A 23,284-nucleotide genomic window follows, 5' to 3' on the forward strand; every position below is an offset into this window, starting at 1 on the left:
GACCGTAGGTTGTGTGTCACGGGTCTCGCGCGGCACGTCTCGGCGCCAGCGGTCCAGCGTGCCTTTCAGCGGCGCATGGCCAACGCGGCGGCGGACGCGAGCCTGGCGCGCAACAGCGGCTCCGACATCGGGCGGAAGCGCAGGAAGCCCTGCTCGTGCCTGATGCCTGCGCGTGCGACCGCCTCGCTCTCCGCCATCGTCTCGACCCCCTCGGCGATGATCTCCACCTTGAGCTGCGCCGCGATCCTCGCGATCACTGACAGCACCTCGGCATCGACCGCATTGCCCCGTCCCGCGCCCGCCACCACGGTCCTGTCGACCTTGATGAGGCTGAGCGGGAGCTGCTGCTGGAGCAGGCGCAGGGTGTCGAGAGACACGCCCACGTCGTCGAGCGCGAGGCTGACGCCCGCGGCGTCGAGCGCGGCGAGCTCCAGGGATGCGGCGTTGATGTCGCCCACGCGGGACAGCTCGGACAGCTCGAGCACGATGCGATCCGGCGCGACCCCCGCCTCGGCGATGGTGGTGAGCAGCTCGTCCGCCAGGCCGGGCGCCACGAGCGTCTCGGGAGAGAGGTTCACGTGCATGCGCAGGCGGCGAGCCGCCTCGAGCCCGTCGGCCTGCCAGCGCCGCAGCGACCGGCAGGCCCTGCTCAGCACCCAGCGGTCGAGCTCGAGAGTCGCGCCCTGGCGGACGGCACGCAGCTTGATGTCGGCGGGGAAGTTCGAGTCGTCGGCGGCGGTGTGGGCGCGCAGCAGCGCCTCGACGGCGGTGGGCATCCCCGTGGCGGTGTCGATGATCGGCTGGAACATCAGGTGGAGCGCGTCGGTGAGGATCGCGTCCACGCCCTGCGCCGACCGGCGTCCGTACTGGACGCGATCGCCTCCGCCGAGCTTCGCGGAGTACATGGCGGTGTCGGCGAGCCGCAGCAGCGCCTCCGCGTCGGCGCCGGGGCTGCTCTCGACGGCGACGCCGACGCTGGCGCGCGCCTGGGCGCTGTCGGGGAGGTCCGGGTCGTGCTGAGCCAGGGCCGCGCGGAGCCGCTCGCCGTAGGCCAGTGCCGCGTCCTCCGCGGTGATCGCGGCGGGGAGCCGCATGCGCGCCACGACCACGAACTCGTCACCTCCCAGGCGTCCGACGACGTCCGCGCCGCCGGCCACCGCGAGCAGTCGGCGCGACGCGGATCGGAGGAGCGCGTCGCCCGCGCCGTGGCCCAGGGAGTCGTTGACGTGCTTGAGGCGGTCCAGGTCCAGGAACGCGACGATGACGCGCGCGTCGCCGTCGTCGAGGCCTGCGATCGCGTCCTCGAGCCCCGCGATCACGCGGGCGCGAGTGGCGAGGCCGGTCAGCCCGTCGGTCTCCGCGCGTCGGGCCGCGTCGTCGGCGAGCGCCCGCATGAGGCGGACCGGCCTGATGATGCCGAGCGCGTCTCCGTCGGCGCCCACGACGGGCAGGTCGCGGAAGCCCTCGGGTGCCTCGGACCCCATCATCAGCGCGGCGGCTGTCGCCACGGGCGTGTCGGGGGTGACCGCGGGCATGCCCCAGTGGGTGAGCTCGCCGATGCCCTGCCGCGCGAGCAGCTGGCGGCCGTAGCCGTACGCGCCCGCCATGCTGTGGAGGAAGTGCTCGCGGCTCACCACGCCGAGCTCCCCGTCGTCAGCGCGCACGAGCAGCGTGTGGCGGTTTCCGCGGTTGAAGATGTGGGCGCCGACCTCGCTGCACGGGGTGTCGGAGGGCACCATGAGGCAGTGCTCGACGAGTGGTTCGATCGTTGCTTCAGACGTCATGTCAGGGTGTCCCTCCGGACCACCATTCGGCAGGATCGGTGGTCGCGTGAGGTTTCTCACGTCCGGATGTGTCGCGCAGTGCCGTTCGCGGTCAGGCGTCCACGGTGACTCGGATGCGCGATCCCCACGGGTCGGCGAACGTGGAGGTGCGGCCATCGTCCGTGACCAGGATCCTGCGTGCCTCGAGCCGTTCGCGCAAGGCGCCGAGGTCGTCGGCCGTGGGAAGCACGATGTCCATGGTGCCGAGGCCGAGGGAGGCGGCGCGGGGGCCGGCGCCCCGTGAGTTCCACGTGTTCAGCCCCACGTGGTGGTGATAGCCGCCGGCGCTGACGAAGAGAGCGGAGCCCATGTCGACGATCTCGTCGAATCCGAGCGCGCCGACGTAGAACTGCTTCGCGGTGGGGATGTCTCCCACCTGCAGGTGGACGTGGCCCACGCGGGCGACGCCGGTGGGGCGCTGCACCTCGGCGTCGGTGAGGTTGTCGGTGAGGAAGCGGTTCGGGTCGAGGAACAGCGTGTCCATGAGCGGCCTGCCGTCGGGGCCTCGCTTCCAGGAGTCGCTGGGGCGGTCGAAGTAGAGCTCGACGCCGTTGCCCTCGGGGTCGTCGAAGTAGAAGGCCTCGGATACAAGGTGGTCTGCGGAGCCGGTGTACCTGCCCAGGCCGGACTGCGCGACCCTTGCGACGGCCGCGGCGAGCGCCTCGCGCGTGTCGAAGAGCACCGCGGTGTGGAAGAGGCCCGCACCGGATCGGTCGAAGCGAGGCAGGCCCGGTGTGTGCGAGAGCGTCATGGTGGGCACGCCGTGGCGGCCGAGCACGTGGGTGCCGCCGCTCTCGGCGAGATGGTCCAGCGCGACGACGTCGCGGTAGTACGCGAGCATGGCGTCGAGGTCCTCGACGTGGAGCTCGACGGGGCCCATGCGGGTGCCGGCGGAGAGGAGGTCGTCGACGGGACGGGTGGTGGTCATGGGATGCTCCCGACGGGGAAGGGTAGTTGTAACTACAACTACCATAGTTCCCCTTATTTGAAGCGTCAAGCAGTCCGGGTATGATAACCGCATGACCGCCGAGCAGCTCGACAGCCGCGAGGACGCCCTCTGGCAGGACGTCCTCGCGCTCAGCATGCTGCTGCCCGCCGCGATCGACGAGGAGCTGCACCGCGAAGCCGGCCTCAGCCTCTTCGAGTTCTCCGTCCTCGCCATGCTCTCACGCAGGTCCGACCGCACCGAGACGATGTCGAGGCTCGCCCAGGCCACGTACTCGTCCGCGTCCCGCATGTCGCACGCCGCCAGCCGCCTCGAGGAGCGGGGCCTGCTCGAGCGCACCGCCTGCCCCACCGACAGACGCTCGATCTTCGCGCACCTCACGGACGCGGGCCTCGAGAAGGTCCAGTGCTCCGTGCCGGTGCACACCGCCGGCATCCGACGGCTCGTGCTCGACGGGCTCGGCGACGAGGATCGCGAGCACCTGGCGCGGATCCTCGAGATCCTCCTGCGCAACGGCGGCATCGCCGGCGACACCTGCCGCGCCTGAGCCCTTCGGCGACCGCCGCTCCCGCGCTGCCTCCCTGGCACCCGAGCTGCCGCGCCCAGCACGCCCGACGCTAGGCTCGGCCCATGCTCATCGCCGCCGTCGCGACGCTCGTCGGGCTCGCCGCGCTCGCGTGGAGCGCCGACCACTTCGTGAACGGCGCGTCGGCCGTGGCGCGCAGGCTCGGCATGGCGCCGCTGCTGGTCGGCATGCTCATCATCGGCTTCGGTACCTCGGCCCCCGAGCTGGTGGTGTCCGCCTTCGCCGCCTCGGACGGCGCGCCCGAGCTCGCGATCGGCAACGCGTTCGGCTCGAACGTGGCGAACATCGGCCTCATCCTGGGCATCACCGCGATGGTGGTGCCCATCGCCGTGCACCGAGGCGTCCTCAGGCGCGAGCTGCCCGCGCTGATCGTCGTCACCGTCATCGTGTGGCTGCTCCTGGCCGACGGGACGCTGTCGCGTCTCGACGCCGCCGTCCTGGGCGCCGCGCTCGTGGCTCAGATCGGCTGGGCCGTCGTCGTGGGAGGACGCCACGCAGACGACGAGCTCGCACGGGAGGTCGAGAGCGAGCCCCCTCTGGGCGCCGCTCGCGCGTGGACGTCCCTGATCGCGGGTCTCGTGCTGCTGGTCCTGTCCTCCAGGCTCCTGGTGTGGGGCGCCGTCGGCATCGCCGAGCGTCTCGGATGGTCCGACCTGGTGATCGGGCTCACCGTCGTCGCCATCGGCACGTCGGCGCCCGAGCTCGCGTCCGCCCTTGCCGCTGTGCGCAAGGGCGAGAACGACATGGCGCTCGGCAACGTCATCGGCTCCAACCTGTTCAACACGCTGGGCGTGCTCGCGGTCGCAGGCCTCATCGCCCCTGCCGACGTGGACCCGCACATCCTCACCCGCGACCTTCCGGTCGTGCTGGGGCTCACGGTGCTGCTCGTCGTGTTCGCGCTCTGGCCCTGGAACCGCGGTCGCATCAGCCGCACCGAGGGCGGGATCCTGCTCACGCTCTGGCTGGGCTACACCGCATTCCTGCTGGTCACCGCCTGACGCACGAGTGGGGAACACCACCAGACCCTGTCAGACGGCGCTTTCCCAGGACTACCCTGACCGCGTGACCCCAGCTCTCCAGATCACCGGCCTCCGGAAGGCGTTCGGCGCGACCATCGCCGTCGCGGGCATCGACCTGGAGATCCCGCAGGGCTCGTTCTACGGCGTCGTCGGACCGAACGGTGCGGGCAAGACCACCACGCTGTCGATGGCCACGGGATTGCTGACTCCCGACGCGGGCGTGGTGCACGTGCACGGCATCGACCTGTGGCGTGAGCCTCAGCGGGCGAAGCCCCTGCTCGGCGTGCTCCCCGACGGGCTCCACACCTTCGATCGCCTCACCGGAGCCGAGCTGATCTCCTACGCAGGGCTCCTGCGCGGGCTGCCCGCGGACGAGGTGCGCGCGCGGCGCGACGACCTGCTCGCGGCGCTCGACCTCGACTCCGCCGGCCGGACGCTCGTCACGGACTACTCCGCGGGCATGACCAAGAAGGTGGCGCTCGCCTGCGCCCTGGTCCATGCGCCACGCGTGCTCGTGCTCGACGAGCCCTTCGAGGCGGTGGACCCCGTGAGCGCGGGCGCGATCAGGCGCATCCTGCTCACCTTCGTCGAGGACGGCGGCACCGTGGTGATGTCGTCGCACGTGATGGCGCTCGTCGAACGGCTCTGCGACCGGGTGGCGATCGTCGGGTCCGGCAGGGTCCTCGCGGAAGGCACGCTCGACTCGGTGCGCGCAGGTCAGGACCTCGAGGCACGTTTCGTGGAGCTCGTGGGTGACGTCGCCGACCAGAGGGACCTGGCGTGGTTGCGACGATCCTGAGCCTGCGCTGGCGCACGACCGTCCAGTCGTTGCGGCGAGACTGGTGGCGCCTTCTGGTCGTGATCGCGGGTGCGGTGTGGTCCCTGTCGCTGCTGCCGTCGCTCGTCTGGGCGGAGCGCGCGCTCGAGATGCAGTTCCCGTCCGTCCGCACCGACGCCCTGGTGATCTGCGGCGCCGTGCTGATGCTCGGATGGCTGCTGGTGCCGCTGCTCGTGACGGGCCTCGATGACACGCTCGACCCTGCGCGGTTCGCCTCCTTCGGAGTCGATGCGCGCCGGATCATGCCTGGCCTCGCGGTGGCGGCGTTCCTCACCGTGCCCGCGATGTTCACCATGGTCGCGATGCTGCTGCTGGCGGTCTCCTGGAGGGACGACTGGCCTGCGCTCGCCGTCGCGCTCGCCGGCGCGATGCTCACGGTCGCGATGATGATCCTGTCCGGCCGGGTCGCGGTCATGTGGGCCGCGCGGCTGCTCACCGGCCGCCGTTCGCGCATGATCGCGGCCGCGGCGGGAGCGGCGGGACTTGCGATGATCACGCCAGCCGCGTTCGCGCTGATGCGGCAGGGCCTCGAGACGGTGCTCGACTACGACGTCCCCACGCTGATCTCCGCGCTCGGCGTCACGCCGCTCGGCGCCGGGCTCGCAGCGCCTGAGCTCGCAGCCCAAGGGCGATGGTCTCAGGCCGCGTGGCACCTGGCGCTCGTGCTCGGCTGGTGCCTGCTGCTCCTGGGAGCCTGGAGGGACAGCGTCGCGCGCGCGCTCGTCACGCCGCCGTCGCGCTCCGCGGGCGTGGCCCGCCGCGACGATCGGGTGCTCGGCGCGGAGGAGGCCGCGACCGTGCGCCTGGCGCGCCATGACTCGCGACAGGGTCGCGCGTCAGCGCTCGTGCGCGGCGCGGCGCGCCTGCGATCCGGCCCGATCGTCCGTGCCGTCCGCAGCCGTGCTCTCACCTACTGGATGAGCGATCCCCGCTATCTCGCGGCGGGCATCGGTGCCCTGGTGGGTCCCGTCGTCATGTTCGGCGTCCTGCTGCCGGCGATCGGCACCCCACGATGGACCGTCTTCCTCATGCCGGTGGCGGCCGCCACCTCGATCGCCTGGGGTCGCCACAACGACGTCGCGTACGACTCCACGGCGCTCTGGCTCGACGTCGTGTCCGGCAGGCTCGGGCGGCATGTGATGCGCGGCCGCGTCGAGGCGCTGCTCGCGTGGGCGGTGCCCGTCGTGGTCGCGGCCTCCGTGGCGGCCGCCTGGGTGGCGCATCGATGGGACCTCGCGATCGGGCTGACGGCGGCGTCTCTCGGGGTCCTGGGCACGACGCTCGGCATCTCCGCGGTGCTGTCCGTGTGGATGCCCTATCGCGCCCCCCAGCCGGGCGCGAATCCCTTCGGCGCCGAGGTCGGCTCCGTGGGAGCCGGGCTCGCCGCCCAGCTGCTGTCCTCGGTCGCCTCCGTCGTCACCGCGCCGCTGGTGCTCGTGCCCTTCGTGCTCGCCGTGGCCGTCCATCCCGCCTGGTCGGTGGTCGCGACGGGCACGGGGCTGGGGCTGGGCACGGCGGGCGTGGTGCTCGGAGTGCGCTTCGCCGGGGACCTCTACGACGCGCGCAGCGGCCGGCTGCTGTCCGCAGTGGTGTGAGAAGGCCCACCGTGCATCCGTGCCCGGCGGTTACGATGGGCCGCATGAGCGAGCCGAACCTTCCCGTCGAGCAGCCCCAGGGCGGCACTGCCACGATCGAGCGCACCGAGACGCGTGAGCTGGTCGAGCCGGGCGACGCCGAGCGCTTCGCGCACTACGTGCGCAAGGAGAAGATCCTCGAGTCCGCGATGACGGGCGATCCGGTCATCGCGCTGTGCGGCAAGGTGTGGGTGCCCGGGCGCGACCCGAACCGGTTCCCGGTGTGCCCCGCCTGCAAGGAGATCATCGACGGCGTCTTCGGCAGCGACGACGGCGACGGCGATTCCTGAGCCGTTGCTGGCGACCGACGCGCGCGGCGCGCCGTAGGCTGACCCCGTGGCATTCCAGGAGGACCTCTCGCCTGAGGGAAGCGTCGCCACCCGGCCGGCCGACGCCTGGGTGACGATCGTCTGGAACGACCCCGTCAACCTCATGTCCTACGTGACGTACGTCTTCCAGACCTACTTCGGATTCTCCCGCACCGAGGCGGAGCGCCGCATGCGCGAGGTGCATGAGCATGGGCGCAGCGTCGTGAGCACCGGAACGCGGGAGCGCATGGAGGTGGATGTGCAGGCGATGCATTCGTACGGGCTGTGGGCCACCCTTCAGCGGAGCGGCGAATGAGGGGGTTCGAGCGCCAGGGCGACACCGTGGTCGCGGTGCTCGACGAGGAGGAGCGCACGGTGATCGCGCGGATCATCGCCGATGTGGGGCTGCTGCTGGGCGACGTGCGTTTCGGCGCGCAGGACGATGAGGACGACGACGAGCCCGACGATGAGAAGGCGCTGTTCGACGGGCTCGCGGACCTGGGCGGCGTCCGCACGCAGCCGGTGGATCCCGCGGTGCTGAGGCTCCTGCCCGACGCCTCGCCGGCGGATGCCGAGGTGTCGGCGGAGTTCCGTCGGCTCACCGAGGGCGACCTGCGCGCCTTGAAGCTGGACCGGCTGCGACGCATGTGGGATCAGCTGGGCGCGGACGGTGACGCCTGGGTCCTCAAGGTCGACGAGGCGATGCCCACGGCCGCCGCCTTCACCGATGTGCGGCTGGTGCTCGCGACCCGGCTTGGTCTCGACACCGACGAGGACGTGGATCGTCTGCATCAGGAGATCGACGAGGGGGTGCGCGCGCTCGACGAGGACGAGGACGCGCCCGTCGACCACGAGAGGGTGTGGCTCGGTATGCTCTACCAGGCCCTCAGCTGGCTTCAGGAGACGCTCGTGGGGTGCCTCGCGGCGGGACAGGAGGACGATGTCTGACGCTCCTATCGGGGTGTTCGACTCGGGCGTCGGCGGGTTGACCGTGGCGCGAGCGATCATGGACATGCTTCCGCACGAGTCCATCCACTACGTCGGTGACACCAAGTTCGGCCCGTACGGTCCGCTGCCCATCCAGGAGGTGCGGCAGCACGCGCTCGACATCATGGACGCGCTCGTCGACGATGGCGTGAAGATGCTCGTCATCGCCTGCAACACCGCCTCTGCGGCGGTGCTCCGTGACGCACGCGAGCGGTTCTCGGCCGAGCGTGGCGTGCCGGTGGTCGAGGTCATCATCCCGGCGGCGCGACGCGCGGCCTCGCTGACGAAGGAGGGCCGCGTCGGCGTGATCGGGACCGTGGCGACGATGACGTCGGGCGCCTATGCGGACGCGCTCGCGGCCGCGCCGCAGATCGAGGTCACCAGCCAGGCCTGCCCCAGGTTCGTCGAGCTCGTCGAGGCGGGCGTCACGTCGGGCCCGGAGGTCATCGAGGTGGCGGAGGAGTACCTGGCGCCGCTGAAGGACGCGCAGGTCGACACGGTCATCCTGGGCTGCACCCACTACCCGATGCTCGCCGGCGCCATCGGCTACGTCATGGGCCCGGACGTCACGCTCGTCGACTCGGCGACGGAGACGGCGATCGACGTGTACCGCGCCCTCGTGAAGGCGGGGCTGGAGCGGGCGCCGCATTCGGTTCCCGTGCACCGCTTCTTCGCGACGGGGGAGAAGGAGCGCTTCGAGCGGCTCGCCCAGCGCTTCCTTGGCCCCGTGGTCGGCTCCGTGGAGGACCTTTCGTGAGGCTCACCGTCGTCGGCTGCTCGGGCTCGCTGCCCGGACCGGCGTCCCCGGCCTCGTGCTACCTGCTGCAGGCGGACGACGCGGACGGTCGCACGTGGAGCATCGTCCTGGACCTGGGCTCCGGTTCGGTCGGAGCGCTGCAACGGTATGTGGACCCGCGCGACGTGGATGCGATCGCGATCTCGCATACGCATGCGGACCACTGCGCGGACCTGGCGGTGCTCGACGTCCTGCTGAAGTACCACCCTGACGGCCCCATCGCGCTGCCGGTCCACGGTCCGTTCGGACTGGCGACGAGGATCGCCGAGCTGAGGGGCGCCGACGACCATTCGGAGGCGCTCCCCGCGTATGCATGGCAGCCGGGCGCGCCCGTGTCGATCGGGCCGATGACGGTCACGTGCGCCGCGGTGGAGCACCCTGTGCCTGCGTACGGGCTGCGGATCGAGGGACCGTCCGAGCAGGGCGGCACCGCGGTGCTCGCATACTCGGGCGACTGCGACGTCTGCCCTGGTCTGGGCGAGGTGGCGGCCGACGCGGACGTGCTGCTGTGCGAGGCGTCGTTCCTCGAGTCGGAGGATGCGCCGCGCGGACTTCATCTCACCGGTGCGCGCGCGGGCCAGGTGGCGCAGGTCGCCGGCGTGGGCCGTCTGCTCCTCACGCATGTGCCGCCGTGGACCGAGCCCTACGAGGTGGTGGCGGAGGCGGCCGCGGAGTATGCGGGCCCGCTCGACGCGGTCCACGCCGGCATGCGCGTGTCGTTGTAGCGGGCGCGTCGTCGGCCTCGTGGGAGGCGTCCGGAGCGGACGTTCAGGGCGGGTAGTCTCGGGTGGCATGACTGATCGCGCCGATGGACGCCGCCCGGACCAGCTCCGACCCGTGACTCTCGAGCGAGGGTTCCAGACGAACGCCGAGGGCTCGTGCCTGGTGACGTTCGGAGGGACCCGCGTGCTGTGCTCCGCGTCGTTCACCGTGGGAGTGCCGCGGTGGAAGAAGGGCTCCGGCGAAGGCTGGGTCACCGCCGAGTACGCGATGCTTCCCCGGGCGACCAACACCCGCAACGATCGTGAGAGCGTGCGTGGCAAGATCGGCGGTCGCACCATGGAGATCTCGCGGCTCATCGGCCGCTCGCTGCGCGCGGTGGTGGATGTGAAGGCGCTCGGCGAGAACACGATCGTGCTCGACTGCGATGTGATCGACGCCGACGGCGGCACGCGGACCGCGGCCATCACGGGCGCATACGTGGCGCTGGCGGACGCGATCGCATGGGGCCGTGCGAACGGTGCCATCGCTGCGGGTGCCAGGCCGCTGACCGGCTCCGTGTCCGCGATCTCCGTGGGCATCATCGACGGTACGCCGATGCTCGACCTGCCGTACGTCGAGGACGTGCGTGCGGAGACGGACATGAACGTGGTCATGACCGGCGATGGCGGCTTCGTCGAGGTGCAGGGAACGGCCGAGGGCAAGCCGTTCAGCAAGGCCGAGCTGGACGCGCTCCTGGAGCTCGCGACCCTGGGCAACCTGGAGCTCGCGGAACTGCAGCGGAAGGCCCTGGAGGGCTGAGCCGATGAGCGAGACCCGCCCGATCGTCGCGTTCGCGACCCACAACGCCCACAAGATCGACGAGGTCTACTCCATCCTGCGCGAGCGGGTGCCGGGCCTCGAGCGTGGTCACCTCTTGAGCGCCGCGGAGGCGGGTGCCCCTGCCCCGGTGGAGTCGGGCATCTCCTACGAGCAGAACGCGCTCATCAAGGCGCGGGAGCTGTCGCGGCTCACGGGGCTGCCAGCGATCGCCGACGACTCCGGTCTGAGCGTGGACGTGATGGGCGGCGCGCCGGGCATCTTCTCCGCGCTGTGGAGCGGTCGTCACGGTGCGGACAGGGAGAACCTCGAGCTCCTGCTCGCGCAGATGGAGGACATCCCTGACGCCAACCGGCAGGCGGCTTTCGTCTGCGCCGCGGTCATGGTGCACCCGGACGGTCGCGAGATCACGGAGATGGGGATCATGGGTGGCAAGCTCACGCGCGAGCCGGCGGGCGCACGGGGCTTCGGCTACGACCCGATCTTCATCGCCTGCGGCCAGAGCGTCACCAACGCCGAGCTGGACCCCGAGGTCAAGAATGCGATCTCGCACCGTGGAGCGGCGTTCCGCGCCCTCGCGCCGCACGTCGCGGCATTGCTGCCGCGCTGAGGGTGCAGGGCGGCATTGCTGCCGCGCTGAGGGTGTGGGTCAGGGCAGGACGCCGCAGAAGGCGAGCGCCTGCTTGAGGAGCGCCTCCTGGCCGCCCATCATCTCGCCGGCGATGTCCTCCGAGGCTGCTTCCTCGGGGGTGAACCAGGCGATGTCGAGCGCGTTCTGGCTGGGCTCGCAGTCGCCGTCCACGGGTACCACGAAGGCGAGGGCGACGGCGTGCTGCCGGGAGTCGTGGTACTTGGTGATGCCACGGGTCGGGAAGTACTCGGCGACGCTGAACGGCGCGGGGTCGAGCGGGAGCCGGGGGAGCGCGACGGCGCCCAGGTCCTTCTCGAGGTTGCGCACCAGCGCGTCGCGGATGGTCTCGTGGTACATCACGCGGCCTGCGACGATGGCGCGCGAGATGACGCCGTCGTCGTCGGCTCTGAGGAGGAGTCCTACGTGCGTGAGCTCGCCTCGGGGATTGATCCGGACGGGGATCGCGTTGACGTACAGCAAGGGAAGCTCGCTGCGGACGTGGTTCAGCTCTCTGTCGCTGAGCCAGCCCGAGGGCTCGGAAGGCAGTTCGGCCATATCCGTCATGAGTCTTTTCTACCGCGCCCGGGCGTGTGCCTCGCACATGCGCGCCGGGCGTGACAACCTGAGAGCTGGGAAATGAAAGCCGAGCCGAGTGCGTTAAGATACCCCCCAGGGTATTAATGCCGAGAGAGGAATCATGGCTACCGTCAACCTGACCACCGACACGTTCGAAGAGACCGTCGCGAAGGACGGCATCGTCCTCGTCGACTTCTGGGCCGACTGGTGCGGCCCGTGCAAGCGCTTCGCGCCGATCTTCGAGGAGTCCTCGAAGGAGCACGGCGACATCGTGCACGCCAAGGTCGACACCGAGGAGCACCAGGAGCTGAGCATCAAGTACGGGATCACCGCGATCCCCACGCTGATGGCCTTCCGTGACGGCATCATGGTGTTCAACCAGGCCGGCGCGCTCCCTGGCCCCGCGCTGAAGCAGCTCGTCGACGCCGTCGAGGGCCTCGACATGGACGAGGTCCGCCAGAAGATCGCAGAGCACGAGTCCCAGGCCTGAGCCCGGCTCCACGACGCGTCGGGCGTGAGCCCGATCCCAGACCTCGCGCGCGGGTCGACCCTCCCGGTCGGCCCGCGCGTCGTCATGCTCGGTGAGACGAGCCCTCGCGGCATCGGCTCGCCCTGAGCAGCCGACGCCCGAGCGCCACGGTGCGCGAGGGGGGACTTGAACCCCCACGTCCGAGGACACTGGAACCTAAATCCAGCGCGTCTGCCAATTCCGCCACTCGCGCGCGACGCCAGTGTACGGGCGCACGGCGCGACTGCTCGACGGCTTGCTGGGCACGTCCTTCCATGCCATCCGCGTCATAGTGACCGCCTCTGTCCGTCTCCTGAAGTGAGAACGTCGAGGTCACGGGGGTGGAGGGACGATGCATTCGACGAACAGGTTCGACGCGCGCTGGACGGCGATGCTCGACGATGCCTTCGCGGGCGTCGGCGTGAAGGTGCATGTGCAGCCGGTGGTCGAGCTGACCACCGGCAGGGTGATGTCGTACGAGGCGTTCGCCCGCTTCGACAACCCCCAGGCGGGCGGGGCAGGCCCCGTCGTCTGGTTCGCCCGGGCGCGAGAGCGGGGGCAGGTGGGGGAGCTGCAGGCGGCTGTGCTGCGCGAGGTGCTGAGCCTCGCCCCGCGCCTGCCCGGAGGCGCGCTGCTGGGCGTCAACGTGGAGCCCGACGCGATCGCCTCGCCCCAGACGCGCGAGGTGCTGCTCGATCACGGCGACCTCACCGGCGTCGTCATCGAGCTCACCGAGCACGCCCCGTGGAGCTGGAGCGAGGTGGGGCCCACGGTCACGGAGCTGCGCGCCCGCGGGGCCAGGATGGCGATCGACGACGCCGGCACCGGCTACGCGGCTCTCGAGAAGATCGCGTTCCTGGACCCCGTCACGCTCAAGCTCGATCGCAGCATCGTCTCCGGCCTGGCGGCGTCACCCGACCAGGAGATCGCCATCGACCGGCTCGGGACGCTCGCCCGCCACGCGGGAGCGGTGCTCGTCGCCGAAGGCGTCGAGAGCCTCGATGACGCGCGCCGCCTGATCGACTGCGGCGTGCCCTACGCCCAGGGCTATCTGCTGGCCCCGCCGGGTCCGCCGTGGCCGGCTCCCGACCCTGTCGCCGTGCACGCCCTCGCGCGCATCACGGCCGCGTAGCGGCGGTCAGGCGATCGCCAGGTCACGGCGCAGCTTGGCGACGTGACCGGTGGCCTTCACGTTGTACTGCGCCAGCTCGACGGCACCGTCCGGGCCGACCACCACCGTCGACCGGATCGAGCCGACGATCGTCTTGCCATAGTTGTTCTTCTCGCCCCAGGCGCCGTACGCCTCCTGGATGGCACGGTCCTCGTCGGACACGAGCGTGAAGGTGAGACCCTCCTTCTCGCGGAACTCCGCGAGCTTCGCAGGCGAGTCCTTCGAGATGCCGACCACGGTGTAGCCGGCGGCATTCAACGCGCTGAGGGAGTCGCGGAAGTCGCAGGCCTCGGTGGTGCAGCCCGGAGTCATCGCGGCCGGGTAGAAGTACAGGATGACGTGCTCCCCGCGGTGCTCGGCCAGGGTGAAGGTGCCCTGGTCGGTCGCTGCGGTGAAGTCCGGGGCGGCGTCGCCCTTGCTCAGTCGGATGTCGCTCATGGTGGTGCCAACGCTACCGGCGTGCACAGGATTCCGAACCGTGTGCGACGTCCACATCCGTGCTCGGCTCCCGGCCGCGCCTCGCGTGTGCCGCTACTCTGGCGCCGGGGCAGGGTGAGGGGAACGAGGGGACCATGACCGACGACGAGGTGGCTGGGCACCAGGCGCGATGCCCGATCTGCACAGAGCCGTGCGACCCCGGGGCGGAGCTCCGCTGCCGCAGGTGTCACGCGGACCTCAGGGATCCCGCGTTCGCGCAGATCGTCGAGCTCGACGCGCAGATCGCAGCCTTCCGCGCCGAGTACGACGCGCTCGCGGTGCGGTGGCAGCTCGTGCTCGCCGCCCGGAAGGCGTCATGGGCCGCGCTCAATCAGACGCGCGTGACGGCGGCCCCCCAGGTCGCGGCAGGCCCTGCGGCTCGACCTCCTTCACCTGTCGTGCGTCCGGGTTCGCCCCGCCGTCGCAGCACCCTCCGGGACTCGCTCACCGCACCCATGCTGCTCGGTCTGGCCGGCGCCACGCTGCTGATCGCCTCAGCAGTGGTGTTCGTGGCCGTCACCTGGGACACGTTCTTCCCGCCCGCGCAGGCGTTGCTGCTGCTCGTGCTCGCCGCAGCCACAGGCTGGCTCGCCGACTGGTTGACGCGACGAGGTCTCGGAGTCTCGGCGGGCGCCGTGGGCGTGGTGTCCATGGCGTTCGCCGGCACCGCCGTGGTCGCGCTCGCGCGGGCGCTGACGGTGCTGGGGCCCTTCACGACAGCGGTCGCCGCCCTGGCGGCCGGGGCGGCAGGCACAGCGCTCGCGCGTCGCGGCATCGCGTGGGTCGCCGCAACGTCCGCCGTGGCTCTCGCGGTCGCAGGCCTGGGCGCGGCATTCGCCGGAGGCTTCGAGCACGGGGTCGTCGGATGGACGGTCTGGGGAAGCGGCGCCGCTGCGGCATTGGCGCTCCTGTCGCGACGATGGCTCGACGGCACCCCGCGCACGGCTCTCGAGCATGCATCCGTGGGGCTCGTTCCCGTGATCGCCCTCGGCGCCGTGCTGCTGGGCTGGGGAGACGCCCAGATCGCGTGGGCGTGGCTTCCCGCGGCTGTCGGCGTCGGCATGGTGGCGTGGCTGCCCGCCATCGCCGCGATGCCCGCCGTGGCGGTCGCCACCGGCGTCGGCGCTGCCATGGCGTCGGCCCTGCCCGACCCGGGTGCGGCGATGATCCTCGTGGCGGCGCTCGCCTCCGCGGCGCTCGCGGGCGGGCTCCGGTTCCCTGAGCATCGGATCGCGATCCTCAGAGGGCTGCTCCCTGCCGCTGTCGGCACGGGCATCGCAGCCCTGGGCGTCCTCGGTGACTCGGTCGTCGCGCTCGGCAACGATGGCACGGAGGCGGCGCTCACGCAGGAGCCCGGGATGCTGCTCGCCGGGCTCGTGTGCGCCGCGCTCGCGACCCTGGTGATACGCGGCTGGGACGCGCCGCAGGCCGACGGGGTGGTCTTCGGCGGCGCTGTGCTTCTGGTCGCCCTCCTGCCGCCCATCGCAGTCGAGCTGCGGCCAGAGCCCACGGCCGCCGGCCTCTCGGTGGCGACCGTGCTCGTGGCCGTCGCCGGTGCGGGCGTGGCGCGTGCCTGGCAGTCCGGCCCCGCGCGCCGGCTCATCTCGGTCGTGGCAGTCGCGCTCGGCGGTGTTGGCGGCCTGCTCGCGGTCGCGGCATGGGCTGACGCAGGGTCCTCGACGGAGGTCTCGGCACTTGCGCTGGCGGTGCCTGTGGCTCTTGCCGCAGGGCTGGCGCGATGGTTCCCGCGCGCCCTTGGATCCCTCGCGTTCGCGCTGCCGTCGCTGGGCGTGGCGGCGACCGTGCTGAGGCTGACCGCCGATGCAGGGTGGGCGATGGCCGCCCTGGCACTCTCCGGCACGGTGCTGGCGTGGATCGCGTCCCGGATGTCGTCGATCCGGCGCCTCTGGGCGCTGCCCGGTGCAGTCCCCGCGCTCCTCGCCGTCTGCATCGCGGGACTGGTCACCGTCTCCCAGCTCGCCGCGTGGGCGGTCTCGAGCGGCGAGAGGGAGCCGACGCTCACGCACCCCGCACTCGGCGTCACGATGGTCGCGGGTGTGCTCGCGGCCGCTTCCGCGAGGCCACGAGCACGGGCTCGCGCGCTGCCGCGTGCCGGCCGCGCAGATCTCAGGGCCGCGATCGAGATCGCGGGCGTGGCTGCGCTCCTCGCCGCCGCGATGCAGGTGGTGCTCGCCTGCGACGCAGGCGGCATGGTGCTCACGGCGGTCGCTGCCGTCGGTGTGGGGACGTCGCTCGTGGTCGCGGCATCGGCGTGGTGGTGGGACGCTCCCGCCGCTCGCCTCGCAGCATTCCTGGGTGCCAGCATCTGGACATCGATGCTCGCCGTCATGGTGCTCATGGCGATCGCCGAAGGCGCCGTCGTCGGCTGGCGGGGCGCGCTCGTCGTCAGTCTGGCCTCCGTCGCGCTCATCCTCGGCGCGCGATGGCGTGCGACCGTGACGGTGCCGTTCGTCGTCGCGGTGCTGCCGCTGCTTCCGGCAGCGCTCGTGACCGAGGCGTGGGGCAGGCTCGACGTGACAAGCCTGACTGCCGCAGCCATGGGCGCCGCCGCCTCGTGGGTGCTCACCATGCTCCCTCGCCGCGTCGCTCGGCGTGCCGCGCTCGGACTCGTCACGTCCGCATTGGTGACCCTGCCAGCCATCGTGCTCGCCGGCGGCGACTGGATGCTGCGACTGCTCGCGCCCTGGGATCGCGGGGCGACCGCGAGCTGGAGCCTCACGCCTGTGCTGCTCGCGGCGGCGATCGGCACCGGCGTCATGGCGACCCCCTGGGGCCGGCTCCAGCGCGTGTGGATCGTCGTGGCGCTTCTCATCGGGTCGCTCGCCGCCCTTCCTGCGTCGCTGGCGTGGGTCATCGCCGCGGTCGCCGCGATCGGGAGCGTGCTGGTGCCTACCCGGTTCGGCCTGCGCGCGCGGCACTCCTTCGTCCTCGCGGCCGTGGCTGTGCCGTGGGCGGGGCCGCACGCGTGGCCGATGTCAGGGGTGATGCTCGCACTGGCGTTGGTGCTCGCCGTCCTCGCGCGTCGCGACCACGCACGCAGGTCGTGGCTCGCCCATTCGAGCCTGCTCGCTCTTTCACTGTCAGCGTGGCTCGCGTGCGTAGGCGCCGATGCCTCGCCGCTCGCTCCCGCGCTCGCGGTCGGCACCTACGGCGCGGGCCTGTCGGCGTTGCTTCGGCTGCGCCTGCTGGTGCGCGATCACGCGGTGACAGGGCTGTCGGTGATCTCCGTGCTGGCCGCCGGCGCCGCAATCGACATGCACAGTCTCACGTACGCGGGTCTCACCTCGCTCGTCGCATCCGCGGCGTGGCTGGTGCTGCGCCCGGAGGTGGGTCTCATCGCGCGGTGGATCGCAGGGATCTTCGCAACAGCAGGAATCGGTCTGCTGCTCGTGAGCGCGGGGATCGACACGCTCGAGGCCTACACGCTGGCGCCCGCTGTCTGGGCGATCGCCGAGGGTGTCGCGTGGATGCGGAGGGACGTCCAGGTGCCGAGCGTCACAGCCGTCGGCGGCGGGCTGGCGCTCGCGATCGTGCCCAGCGTGATCGCGCTGGCGATCCAGCCGGGCGCGCTGGTGCGCACCTTGCTGCTCACTGTGGCGATCGCCTTCCTGGCCTTCGCCACAGTGCTGCTCCGTTGGCTCGCACCCGCCGTCGCGGCAGCCTCGACGGCCATCGCGGTCGCGCTCGCACAACTGCTCGTCGCGGACCAGCTGCTGCCCAGGTGGGTCTCGTTCGCGGTCGTCGGGGCGGTGCTGATCGCGCTCGCGGCGACGTACGAGAGGCTCAAGGAGCTGCGCTGACGGCCGCGTCCACGCGGCTCTCTGGTCGATTTCACGTATCTACGATCACCTGCTATTGTTGTTTCTCGCGCACGAGCGCCTCTAGCTCAATTGGCAGAGCAACTGACTCTTAATCAGTGGGTTCAGGGTTCAAGTCCCTGGGGGCGTACCAACGGCATCTTCTCGATTGGAATCGCAAGAATTCGCGATTGGGAAGATGAGTCAAGATTCAGGGCGGTTCGGTCACTCTAGACGGGTGGCGGGGCCGCCCTTAGTCGTATCTGCGGGGGATCGCGGCCTGATTGCTGCGGAAACGAGCACGCCGGGATGGCGGAGCACATGGCTCCGCCACCCCGGCGTCGTTTCTTGTGAAGTTCGGTGTCGGCTTGCGGGTTTACGCGGCCCTGGCAAACTTGCCGGGCGGCGCCGGCCTCTCGGGCCTGTCCTTGGAGGGGCCAAGCTTGCCTGCGATGCGGATCGGCAGATCCAAACGGGCGGGCGCGTCGCTTCCTCCTAGTCGTCCCACTCGTAGGTTGCGCGCGTGGGTCGGTTAAGGTCGACGGTCTTCGGGCCGAGCGATGCGAGCCACTCCTCGGACACGTCCTGAGCCTTCAGCGTGTCGAGCGTGACGTCTGCCTTGAGGGCGTTGCCCCTCAGGCCCGCGTGCGCTACCGCTGTCTGTCCGCGCTCTTCGACGAACTTCACTAGCGGCAGCAGGTTCGCCGACTGGGTGGGGGAGAGGATGCCGACGCGCTCCCCATCGATGCGCACCTCGACTGTCTCGGTCGCTGAGCGTGCGCGGATCTCGTGGATCGCGTGGAGCGTGACCGCCATCGTGACCGTGTCGCCATTGGTGTACTTCGTGAGGACATCCATGTGGTCCTCTTCCTTTGTCACCTGGATCTTCGCGCCACGCGGCAGGACAACGCCTTCACTCGGCGGTTGGTTGGCCGGCGCGATCTCGTCGGGACGCGGAAGTCTGACGGTCACGCGGGCTTTCCAGCCGCTCTGGCGGACAGCCGCCCAGACCCTTACTGGGACCTCGAGGTAGCCCCCGGCCCGCTCCACTTTGGCCAGCAGTGGCGCCCACCTGCGGGCCGTGTCGCGATCGAAGTACCCGACGTGCTGCCCGCGCACCCACACTGCGACAGCGTGCGAGTCGTGGGGGTTGTCGAAGTCGGGCACGATCGCCGCGACGTCGTTGATCTGGCCGCCGTTGGAATCCGTGGGGATGCGTCCGCCGAACAGGGCGATGAATGCGTCGGGGTGGTAGGACTCGCCGACGACCTCGAGTTGGTCGCGGCACGCGCCCCACGGCTCAAGCGCTTCCCCTATCGGTGGCGGTGCGAGGTGGTTGCCATCCGGGGTCGTGGAGATGTGGACGGGCTGGAACGGCAGTGCCGCCTCGGCGGCTTCGCGCTGCTTCGCATTGCGCCGCGCGAGGTACCACACAGAGCCCGCGATGAGACCCAAGACGATCGCGACGAGAGCACCGCCCGGGCCGTCCTCGCTCGAGAGGTTCATCATCCCACCGAGGACCAAGACGATCCCGATCCACAGGGCGACCCCTCGGGATGAGCCGGTGCTGCCCGACCGGGCATCTGGAAGCCCATCGACCCGCTGGTGATGCTCGGTCCAGTCGTTGCCATCCCAGAAACGCACCTGCCCGCGCGACTCAGTCGTGTACCAGCCCGCGCGTGGCGCTACCTGCCCCTCAGTCATCACGTGCCCCTCAGTGTGTTGTCCCCACTTCGCACCATAGCCACGGGTCTCACAGTTGGGAAGGGGCGTCGGCGTTGGCGCGACTGCCCAGGCAGACATCGGCTCGCGTCAGTACTGCGTGTCAGTCCGGGGCGATACGCTCGGCGTTGCAGCCGGACATCGGCGGTGTTGAGGGAATCGAGGTGCGCACATGCTTGGGCTGTCCAACCGTGAGACCGCGCTCGCGCTGTGGATCGCGGTCATCGCCGTCGCAGTCCTCGCGACGCCCGGAGCGCGCAAGGTGCTCCCAGGCTTGGTCAAGCAGCTGGTCGCCTGGAAGATCCTTGTCCCGCTGACAACCTTCACCGCCTACATGGCGGCAGTGACGTGGTCAGCCGCGAAGCTCGGCTGGTGGGATTGGAGCCTGATCGGCCCCACGATCTTCTGGTTCCTTACCTCAGCGCTTGGCTTGTTTCTCAGTTCGAATGATGCGATCAAGAACAAGGCTCACTATCGACGCGTGATCGCAGGCACGATCGGGGGCCTGGCGCTCCTCGGGGTCCTCGCCGACTTGTACAGTTTCCCGCTGGGCTGGGAGTTCCTCCTGCAGGGCGCGATCGGATTCCTGGTGATGCTCAGCGCCGTCGCCGCACGCAAGGACGAGACCAAGGCCGTCGCCACCGGCAGCAATATCCTTGTCGGCGTTGTGGCTCTGGCGATTCTGGGATTCTCGCTCGTGCATCTCGTTGGAGACATCCGCGCAGGTGACATGGACTGGCTCGGCCTCGGCAGGGGAACCTTCCTGCCCATATGGATGACCGTCGCAGCAGCGCTGTTCCTGTGGCCGCTGTCGCTGATGATGGCGTACGAGAAGGCCTTCGTGTACCTCAAGATCGCGAAGCTCACACCTAGGCAGCGACGGCGGGCCAGGCTTGCGCTGCTGCTGGCCTGCGGGCCACGCACGACCCAGGTAGGGCGCGTCAACATGAACACGATGATCCGCATGGGCCGCGTCGAGAGCGTGCGCAGCTCGGTGGCGGAGTATCGCGTGTGGCGTGCCGAGCAAGACGAGAAGGAACGTCCGCTGCCGCCCGCGCAAGCCGAAGCGAAGGCGACGAGAGACGTGCTCACATGGATCTCGACCTGCCACATGGGCTGGCATCGAAGACGCGAAGGAACATACCGGCCTGACCTGATCGACATCCTCGACAAGGACTTCGTCAAGAAGGGCCTGCCCGACGACCACAGCATCGGCCACGAGGTCTCACCGGACGGCAAGGCCTGGCGTGCGTGGCGGCAGATGTCGGACGGCCGCTACGTCGGGATCGGGGCTGCGGAGATCCCACACGAGGAATGGCACTACGAGGGCGGCAACGCCCCTTCCGGCTTCCCGCCTGCAGCGGACTGGGTTGGGCCGTTGGCGTTCGCAGCCGAAGGCAGCTTCTGGGATTGAGCAACGGCTCTCGTCGCAGTCGACCGCTACTGTTCGAGGCATCAGTGCAGGTCAAAGGGGGGTGCACGCGTGGATGAGCCCGAGGTGATTCGCTTCTTCGCTGATCCCGTCAATGAAGCGCCAGTCGTGGAGCGCCACATGGCGCTCTTGGCGGAGATGCGCCTCGAAGGCGAGAACCATGCCGAATACGTGAATCGCATGCCCTCCTTCATTGAGGCGCAGTCTGGAGAGATCCGGCGTCTCACTGCCGACGCAGACGCGTTCGACGTCGTCGAGCTCCTGCGCATGTACGTCCAAGGCTTCGTGGTCAACGGAGCACTGACCGCAGCGGTCGACGGCATCGCAGGCGCGTTCCAGGTCGTTGCGACCTTGATGGCAGGTCGCGGCTACAGGGAGCCGGAACGTCCCCTGCCAGCACACGCCTTGGCCGCTGACATCCCACTGATCCACAAGATGGCCGTCCAGATTCTCGTCGCCGCCGGCGCGGTCACGAGCGAGCTCGCAGAACGGGAACAGCACGGATCGCTGTCCAAACTCGCTGCCGACTACGCCCATCAGCAACTGTCCGTGCACGTCCTGGGCTACCCGCACTACACGGACCAGATCGAGCGAGACATCTTCGACGGATTCGACGAAGACCTACGCAACACCGCGGGCTTCACGTACGCCGAGGCCATCATCGTGCGCGACACGATCACCGAGATCCTCAACGAGCGCTTCAACGCGTCCCTCCAAGGCGTTCCTGACCCAACCCCCGACGACGACGGGCGCGTTCCATTCGAGCGGCTGTGGGATCACGTGACATCTCCGAGCCACCTGACGGCGCGGCCCGCTCAGCGGTGTTCCGTGACAGCGTGCGAGGTCGCGGCCCGAGCACGGCTTCCTGTTGCCGTCGTCGGCGCGATCATGGACGCCTTCGCTATCGAACTCGCGGCAGACGACGTGGGCATCAGCCTCCTGCAGCACCACCTCGACGCGACGGAGCCGGTACGAGGCAAGCAACTGCTCAAGCACGGCGAAACGTATGCCTCGATCGGGCTCCCACTCGGCTCAGGCTCGCTGAGACTGCACCTCGAAGATCCACTGAAGGCAGACGCGAAGACGTGGAGAAAGTTCCAGCGTCACCGTGGTGCAGTGTGTGAGCGCGAAGCGGTACGCCACATCAGCCAGCTGATCCGGAGCGACCCTGCCCACACGAACGTGGAGTACTACTTCCCCAAGGACGGAATGCCTGCCACCGCGCTGGGGCGATCCTGCGCCGACCCGGCGAAGGTCGGTGAAACGGCGGAGGCGGATGCGCTCTACGTCGTCGAGGACGTCGCCTTGTGTGTGGAAGCCAAGGGCCGCTCGGTGTCCGTCCAAGCGAAAGCTGGTCACGTACAGCGCCTCACCCGAGACCTCAAGCAGATCGTGGGCGACGGAGTCCGTCAGGCCTCGCGCCTTGAGGAACTGATCGAAGTCAACGGTGGCCTATGGCTCGGAAACCGTACCTGGCTAGACCTGTCACAGATCCGAGAGATCCGCTCCATCGTCGTCTCCCTCGATCACGTCGCACCGCTCGCGGCCGCAGGCAGCGAGCTCGTCCGCGCCAACGTGATCAGCAGCGACCGCTTCGCCTGGGTGACATCCCTGCACGACCTCGCGGTCATCGCCGACGTCCTCGACCGTCCCGCAGAGTTCCTGCTGTACCTACGACGCCGCACCGAACGCGCGGTCGCCCTGAAGTGCTCCGCCCTCGACGAACTCGACATGCTGATGGCGTTCCTCGCTGGCGACCTCGTCACCCCGACCGACCCGACGGAACTCCACGAGAAGTGCCCGCATATCGATCCGCCTACGCAGGCCCAGCTCGACCAGTACAGGCTCGACACCGCGCCGACGGTCATCAGTACCTACACCCAGCCGCTCGACGCCTGGGAGAGCCAATTCGAGAAGTGGGCCTACAGCACGTTTCCCAAGCCGACCTTCCGCGCGAACCCACGGATTCTCAAGATCGTCGACTTCCTTCTGGCCGGCTTCAAACCAGGTTGGCTGCGCGCGTCGGCGGACCTCCTCAACCTCTCAATGCACATGCAGGTGCACGTCGCCGGCTCGATCAAGCGGGTGCTCCAGGCGACGCGAGCAGACGGCCGCTCGCACAACTTGGCCATCGTCCAGCCGAACCCCTGGGGTTTCCCTCTTCTGGCGGTGTTCACGTGCCCGACGCAAGGAGACTTCCCGTACGCGCTCGACGCCCTCGACAAGTACGCGTCAGCCAAGGCCGCACAGTTCGGTGCTGATCGCGCGCTGGGAGTCATGTACAGCGCACGAGGCGCGGTCATCGCTGTCCGCTACGTCTCCGATCCCGCCACGTCGGGAGTCGACAACTTTGCGGCCGCCGCTGAACTGGGCCTTGACGCGGCTCTCGCGGCAAACGCGAGCCTGCCCCCGTCCGCGCGACGATCGACGCGCAGGCTCCGAGGCGAGCGTCGAGACCGACGGCGCTGACAGA

At 70.0% G+C, this 23,284-nt stretch carries 21 protein-coding genes and 2 tRNA genes; 17 read left to right on the plus strand and 6 right to left on the minus strand.

Annotation, left to right across the window (positions count from 1 at the left end; all coding sequences use genetic code 11):
- Positions 1 to 65 precede the first annotated feature (65 nt).
- Positions 66 to 1,784 (minus strand): EAL domain-containing protein, encoded by a 1,719-nt coding sequence (locus tag RN607_RS03735; RefSeq protein ID WP_313544433.1) that lies wholly within the window; start codon positions 1,782 to 1,784, stop codon positions 66 to 68.
- 91 nt (positions 1,785 to 1,875) lie between these two features.
- Entirely contained in the window at positions 1,876 to 2,751 is an 876-nt protein-coding gene (locus RN607_RS03740; RefSeq protein WP_313544435.1) for a VOC family protein, read from the minus strand.
- Positions 2,752 to 2,842: 91 nt separating this feature from the next.
- Here RN607_RS03740 and RN607_RS03745 point away from each other — a divergent pair, with 91 nt between their 5' ends.
- The 11 genes from RN607_RS03745 to rdgB all read left to right on the plus strand — a co-directional run bounded on the left by RN607_RS03745 (position 2,843) and on the right by rdgB (position 11,086).
- Positions 2,843 to 3,316 carry a MarR family winged helix-turn-helix transcriptional regulator gene (locus tag RN607_RS03745; protein ID WP_313500000.1) on the plus strand — a complete coding sequence of 158 codons (474 nt, stop codon included), beginning with the start codon at positions 2,843 to 2,845 and terminating at the stop codon, positions 3,314 to 3,316.
- Positions 3,317 to 3,399: 83 nt separating this feature from the next.
- Positions 3,400 to 4,353: a calcium/sodium antiporter gene (locus RN607_RS03750; RefSeq protein WP_313500002.1), complete on the plus strand. Its 954-nt coding sequence runs from the start codon at positions 3,400 to 3,402 to the stop codon at positions 4,351 to 4,353.
- Between the two features lie 64 nt (positions 4,354 to 4,417).
- A complete protein-coding gene (locus RN607_RS03755; RefSeq protein ID WP_313500004.1) occupies positions 4,418 to 5,173 on the plus strand; it encodes an ABC transporter ATP-binding protein in 756 nt (251 codons plus the stop codon).
- Entirely contained in the window at positions 5,155 to 6,807 is a 1,653-nt protein-coding gene (locus tag RN607_RS03760; protein WP_313544437.1) for a hypothetical protein, read from the plus strand. The genes RN607_RS03755 and RN607_RS03760 overlap by 19 nt, the downstream gene beginning before the upstream one ends.
- 44 nt (positions 6,808 to 6,851) lie before the next feature.
- Positions 6,852 to 7,136 (plus strand): DUF3039 domain-containing protein, encoded by a 285-nt coding sequence (locus RN607_RS03765; RefSeq protein WP_376784228.1) that lies wholly within the window; start codon positions 6,852 to 6,854, stop codon positions 7,134 to 7,136.
- A 46-nt stretch (positions 7,137 to 7,182) separates the two neighbouring features.
- Positions 7,183 to 7,470 carry an ATP-dependent Clp protease adapter ClpS gene (gene clpS / locus RN607_RS03770; RefSeq protein ID WP_313500008.1) on the plus strand — a complete coding sequence of 96 codons (288 nt, stop codon included), beginning with the start codon at positions 7,183 to 7,185 and terminating at the stop codon, positions 7,468 to 7,470.
- Positions 7,467 to 8,102 (plus strand): DUF2017 family protein, encoded by a 636-nt coding sequence (locus RN607_RS03775; RefSeq protein WP_313500010.1) that lies wholly within the window; start codon positions 7,467 to 7,469, stop codon positions 8,100 to 8,102. Before clpS ends, RN607_RS03775 begins: the two co-directional genes overlap by 4 nt.
- The gene (gene murI, locus RN607_RS03780; protein WP_313500011.1) at positions 8,095 to 8,898 is read left to right on the plus strand and encodes a glutamate racemase; all 804 of its coding nucleotides are present in this window, start codon (positions 8,095 to 8,097) and stop codon (positions 8,896 to 8,898) included. Before RN607_RS03775 ends, murI begins: the two co-directional genes overlap by 8 nt.
- Positions 8,895 to 9,662 carry an MBL fold metallo-hydrolase gene (locus tag RN607_RS03785; protein WP_313500013.1) on the plus strand — a complete coding sequence of 256 codons (768 nt, stop codon included), beginning with the start codon at positions 8,895 to 8,897 and terminating at the stop codon, positions 9,660 to 9,662. The genes murI and RN607_RS03785 overlap by 4 nt, the downstream gene beginning before the upstream one ends.
- A gap of 67 nt (positions 9,663 to 9,729) precedes the next feature.
- Positions 9,730 to 10,458 (plus strand): ribonuclease PH, encoded by a 729-nt coding sequence (gene rph / locus RN607_RS03790; protein ID WP_313500015.1) that lies wholly within the window; start codon positions 9,730 to 9,732, stop codon positions 10,456 to 10,458.
- Between the two features lie 4 nt (positions 10,459 to 10,462).
- A complete protein-coding gene (rdgB, locus tag RN607_RS03795; protein ID WP_313500017.1) occupies positions 10,463 to 11,086 on the plus strand; it encodes an RdgB/HAM1 family non-canonical purine NTP pyrophosphatase in 624 nt (207 codons plus the stop codon).
- A gap of 39 nt (positions 11,087 to 11,125) precedes the next feature.
- Here rdgB and RN607_RS03800 read toward each other — a convergent pair whose 3' ends face one another.
- Positions 11,126 to 11,671 (minus strand): NUDIX hydrolase family protein, encoded by a 546-nt coding sequence (locus tag RN607_RS03800; protein ID WP_313500018.1) that lies wholly within the window; start codon positions 11,669 to 11,671, stop codon positions 11,126 to 11,128.
- Between the two features lie 133 nt (positions 11,672 to 11,804).
- Here RN607_RS03800 and trxA point away from each other — a divergent pair, with 133 nt between their 5' ends.
- On the plus strand, positions 11,805 to 12,173 hold the full coding sequence (trxA, locus tag RN607_RS03805; RefSeq protein ID WP_313500019.1) for a thioredoxin: 369 nt from the start codon (positions 11,805 to 11,807) through the stop codon (positions 12,171 to 12,173).
- Between the two features lie 150 nt (positions 12,174 to 12,323).
- Here the strand turns inward: trxA and RN607_RS03810 are convergent.
- A tRNA-Leu gene (locus RN607_RS03810) sits at positions 12,324 to 12,405 on the minus strand.
- 138 nt (positions 12,406 to 12,543) lie between these two features.
- On the opposite strand from RN607_RS03810, the gene RN607_RS03815 reads away from it, so the two are divergent.
- The gene (locus RN607_RS03815) at positions 12,544 to 13,323 is read left to right on the plus strand and encodes an EAL domain-containing protein (protein ID WP_313544439.1); all 780 of its coding nucleotides are present in this window, start codon (positions 12,544 to 12,546) and stop codon (positions 13,321 to 13,323) included.
- A gap of 6 nt (positions 13,324 to 13,329) precedes the next feature.
- Here the strand turns inward: RN607_RS03815 and RN607_RS03820 are convergent, their stop codons facing one another.
- Complete coding sequence (locus RN607_RS03820; protein WP_313500021.1) at positions 13,330 to 13,800, minus strand: peroxiredoxin; 471 nt, start codon at positions 13,798 to 13,800, stop codon at positions 13,330 to 13,332.
- Positions 13,801 to 13,934: 134 nt separating this feature from the next.
- Here RN607_RS03820 and RN607_RS03825 point away from each other — a divergent pair, with 134 nt between their 5' ends.
- Positions 13,935 to 17,660, plus strand: a complete 3,726-nt coding sequence (locus RN607_RS03825; protein WP_313544441.1) for an SCO7613 C-terminal domain-containing membrane protein — start codon at positions 13,935 to 13,937, stop codon at positions 17,658 to 17,660.
- Between the two features lie 75 nt (positions 17,661 to 17,735).
- Positions 17,736 to 17,811: transfer RNA gene (locus RN607_RS03830), tRNA-Lys, on the plus strand.
- 341 nt (positions 17,812 to 18,152) lie between these two features.
- On the opposite strand, the gene RN607_RS03835 is transcribed toward RN607_RS03830, so the two are convergent.
- On the minus strand, positions 18,153 to 19,361 hold the full coding sequence (locus tag RN607_RS03835; RefSeq protein WP_313544444.1) for an HIRAN domain-containing protein: 1,209 nt from the start codon (positions 19,359 to 19,361) through the stop codon (positions 18,153 to 18,155).
- 190 nt (positions 19,362 to 19,551) lie between these two features.
- On the opposite strand from RN607_RS03835, the gene RN607_RS03840 reads away from it, so the two are divergent.
- Positions 19,552 to 20,793, plus strand: coding sequence for a hypothetical protein (locus tag RN607_RS03840; RefSeq protein ID WP_313544446.1), 1,242 nt, complete (start codon positions 19,552 to 19,554; stop codon positions 20,791 to 20,793).
- Between the two features lie 69 nt (positions 20,794 to 20,862).
- Positions 20,863 to 23,280 carry a hypothetical protein gene (locus tag RN607_RS03845; RefSeq protein WP_313544448.1) on the plus strand — a complete coding sequence of 806 codons (2,418 nt, stop codon included), beginning with the start codon at positions 20,863 to 20,865 and terminating at the stop codon, positions 23,278 to 23,280.
- Positions 23,281 to 23,284 lie beyond the last annotated feature (4 nt).

It is taken from the genome of Demequina capsici (assembly GCF_032102965.1).
GTDB classification, from domain to species: Bacteria; Actinomycetota; Actinomycetes; order Actinomycetales; family Demequinaceae; genus Demequina; species Demequina capsici.

What these genes read in the sequence shown, in the direction of transcription:
- RN607_RS03735 (WP_313544433.1), bottom strand. Translation starts at nt 1,784, where the DNA reads ATGACGTCTGAAGCAACGATCGAACCACTCGTCGAGCACTGCCTCATG.
- RN607_RS03740 (WP_313544435.1), bottom strand. Translation starts at nt 2,751, where the DNA reads ATGACCACCACCCGTCCCGTCGACGACCTCCTCTCCGCCGGCACCCGC.
- RN607_RS03745 (WP_313500000.1), top strand. Translation starts at nt 2,843, where the DNA reads ATGACCGCCGAGCAGCTCGACAGCCGCGAGGACGCCCTCTGGCAGGAC.
- RN607_RS03750 (WP_313500002.1), top strand. Translation starts at nt 3,400, where the DNA reads ATGCTCATCGCCGCCGTCGCGACGCTCGTCGGGCTCGCCGCGCTCGCG.
- RN607_RS03765 (WP_376784228.1), top strand. Translation starts at nt 6,852, where the DNA reads ATGAGCGAGCCGAACCTTCCCGTCGAGCAGCCCCAGGGCGGCACTGCC.
- RN607_RS03775 (WP_313500010.1), top strand. Translation starts at nt 7,467, where the DNA reads ATGAGGGGGTTCGAGCGCCAGGGCGACACCGTGGTCGCGGTGCTCGAC.
- murI (WP_313500011.1), top strand. Translation starts at nt 8,095, where the DNA reads ATGTCTGACGCTCCTATCGGGGTGTTCGACTCGGGCGTCGGCGGGTTG.
- rph (WP_313500015.1), top strand. Translation starts at nt 9,730, where the DNA reads ATGACTGATCGCGCCGATGGACGCCGCCCGGACCAGCTCCGACCCGTG.
- rdgB (WP_313500017.1), top strand. Translation starts at nt 10,463, where the DNA reads ATGAGCGAGACCCGCCCGATCGTCGCGTTCGCGACCCACAACGCCCAC.
- RN607_RS03800 (WP_313500018.1), bottom strand. Translation starts at nt 11,671, where the DNA reads ATGACGGATATGGCCGAACTGCCTTCCGAGCCCTCGGGCTGGCTCAGC.
- trxA (WP_313500019.1), top strand. Translation starts at nt 11,805, where the DNA reads ATGGCTACCGTCAACCTGACCACCGACACGTTCGAAGAGACCGTCGCG.
- RN607_RS03815 (WP_313544439.1), top strand. Translation starts at nt 12,544, where the DNA reads ATGCATTCGACGAACAGGTTCGACGCGCGCTGGACGGCGATGCTCGAC.
- RN607_RS03820 (WP_313500021.1), bottom strand. Translation starts at nt 13,800, where the DNA reads ATGAGCGACATCCGACTGAGCAAGGGCGACGCCGCCCCGGACTTCACC.
- RN607_RS03825 (WP_313544441.1), top strand. Translation starts at nt 13,935, where the DNA reads ATGACCGACGACGAGGTGGCTGGGCACCAGGCGCGATGCCCGATCTGC.
- RN607_RS03835 (WP_313544444.1), bottom strand. Translation starts at nt 19,361, where the DNA reads ATGACTGAGGGGCAGGTAGCGCCACGCGCGGGCTGGTACACGACTGAG.
- RN607_RS03840 (WP_313544446.1), top strand. Translation starts at nt 19,552, where the DNA reads ATGCTTGGGCTGTCCAACCGTGAGACCGCGCTCGCGCTGTGGATCGCG.